The 2,415-nt window shown below is 69.3% G+C and carries 2 protein-coding genes; both read left to right on the top strand.

Annotated elements, in window-relative coordinates; genetic code table 11:
* On the top strand, positions 1 to 412 hold a 412-nt coding region (locus FV234_RS25645; protein ID WP_210250996.1), incomplete at its 5' end, for a hypothetical protein.
* Positions 413 to 424: 12 nt separating this feature from the next.
* Complete coding sequence (locus tag FV234_RS26875) at positions 425 to 2,158, top strand: AAA family ATPase (RefSeq protein WP_246686315.1); 1,734 nt, start codon at positions 425 to 427, stop codon at positions 2,156 to 2,158.
* The last annotated feature ends 257 nt before the right edge of the window (positions 2,159 to 2,415 follow it).

Genomic DNA, 2,415 nt, shown 5'->3' on the forward strand with positions numbered 1-2,415 from the left:
GCCTTCGCCCGCGCTCGCCGTGCCCGACGCCCCCCTGACCTGGTGGAGGACGCTCCCGCCGGAGGTTCTCGACCTGGCGATGCAGCAGAACCTACGCGCCCGCCTCGTCGCGGCGCCGGCCTTGCCGCTCCCCGGTTGGGAGGCGGCGATCGCGGCTGATCCGGCCGCTGCGATCGGCGTCGGGATCGCCGTCCTGGCAGAGGGTGTGGCCCGTCCCGGCAGCCTCGACCGGGCGCTCTCGGCGGTCATGGTCTGCGCCGCTCTCGGTGATCCGGCCTGCCGTGATCTCCTCGTGCATGCCCTCAGCCGTCGTGCCCGGCGCCGGGCCGATCTCGACACCCTGCGCTTGGCCCACGCCTGGCGCCGCAAGGGGAAATCGAACCCCTCATCCATCACCGCCCCCAGCCGCTGAGGAGACCGACCCATGGGATTTTCCTCAAGCACGCCCCTGCCGCGCATCGACGCCGCAGCCGCCCGGACCTTGATCCTGGCCGCCCTCCCGCGCCGCCTGCGTATCTGCCTTGATGTCGGTCTTCGGATCCCGGCCGCCCGCGAGACCCTCCGTGCCGAGATCGCGGCCCTCGTGCCCGCGGCGTCCACCCTGGCCGCAATCTGGAACACGGCCGCCGCCGCTGCGGGGGCCGATCCCTGGTGCGATCCCGATTTCGTCGCTGCCCGGGGGGCTTTGGCGCGCCTCCTCGACCACCATGCCGCCGAGAACGACGTGCTGGCGGCACGGGCGCTCGCCGATCTCGTCGTGCTTCTGTCCAGCGGCGGCGACGATGCGACCGCAGCTGCTCGGCTCGCCTTGCCCTTATGGCTCGAGGCTGAGGCCTTACCGGAGCTTGTCCTTCACCTGCCCGCCCTCGCCGAGGCCCAGACGGCGATCGGCCTTGGGCGTTCTGCTCGCGACGCCGACGAGGACCTCGACATCCACGAGCAGCGCGCAGGGGCGGCGCTCCTCGAGGGTTGGACCGAAGCTCTGGAGAGCGCCTACGCGACCTTCAACGCGGCCGCCTCGAACGTGGTCGCGGCCGCCGCCGTTCTCAGCCGGGGCGCGAGCAGCGAGGTCGCGTCGTGCGCTCTGTTGGTCTGCGCGGTGGTCATTTTCGGGGAACGCCTGACCCAGCCGATCGCGGACCAGGCCGGGGAGCGGGAACGCCGGCGTCGGCGCGTGGCCGAGGAGGCTCTGGCCAAGGCCGTGGCCCGCGAGCGTGAGGCGTCGCGGTCATCTGCCGCCAAGCGTGAGACGCCCCCCGCATCGACCAAGCCCCCTTCTCCCGCTTCTCTCGCCCCGGGGCAGGTCGTCGTGGTGGCCGAGGTCCGTGAGAACGGGGCCGATCGCACGCGATCTGTCGCCCGTGGCTACGAGACCATCATCGGTCGGGCTGTCCCGCTCGCACCGGCGCCGGACCTGCGGGCGCTACGCAGCAGACTGGCATACGAATTTCCGTATGCGACCAGCACCATCGACCGGCTCCTGGCCGATTTGGTCGGGCGGACCCACATCGGGTTCCGTCCGACCGTCGTTGTCGGACCGCCTGGTGCGGGCAAAAGCAGGCTGATCTCGCGCTTGGCCCACCATCTCGGGATCGGGCTCTGGCGGGTCGATGCGACCCACGATAGTGGTGCCGCGATCGGCGGTCTGGATCGGCGCTGGGCCACCTGCGAACCTGCCCACCCGGTGATGGCGATCGCGCGGTATGGTGTGGCTAATCCTCTGATTCTTCTGGATGAAATCGAGAAGGCCTCGACTGGAACGACCCATGGTCGTCTGTGGGATGGCCTGCTGCCGATGCTCGAGGCCGAGACTGCGAGAGCCTATCCGGATCCGGCGTTCCAGACCGCGGTGGACATCAGCCACATCTCTTGGTTGTGTACGGCCAACGGCATCGGTCCGCTACCGGGGCCGCTACTCGACCGGCTGCGGGTCATCGAAATGCCGGCTCCGACGACCGACGATCTGGAGGCGTTGGTGCCGCCCGTCCTGGCCGGGATCGCGGCGAGCCGTGGTGTAGATCCGCGCTTTCTGCAGTTGCCCGATGACGTTGAGATGGCTCTGCTTCGTCAGGCCTGGACAGGCGGGTCGATCCGCCGCCTCACCCGGATCGTCGAGACGATCGTCGCCGCGCGTGACGCCTCAGATCTACGGCACTGATCGACGTTTCGTTCTTTCGCCACCGGCTTCTGCGAGAGCCGGTGGCGGACCGTGAAATTCGTTTGCACCAAGGGTGTGGCTGGCCGTCTCAAACCCTGAGGGAACGCAAGCGGCGTTGCGTTCTCATAACGGGCCTGTCGCAAACGCGAACGCGCCTTCGTTCACGGATCGTTATCCATCCCTGACCAGCTTGCCGCCTCCGCCTTGGAGCCGGCCTATGATCCTGTCCGCCATCGCCGCGAAGCTGAAGCAGCGCG

Source organism: Methylobacterium sp. WL8, from assembly GCF_008040045.1.
GTDB lineage: Bacteria > Pseudomonadota > Alphaproteobacteria > Rhizobiales > Beijerinckiaceae > Methylobacterium > Methylobacterium cerastii.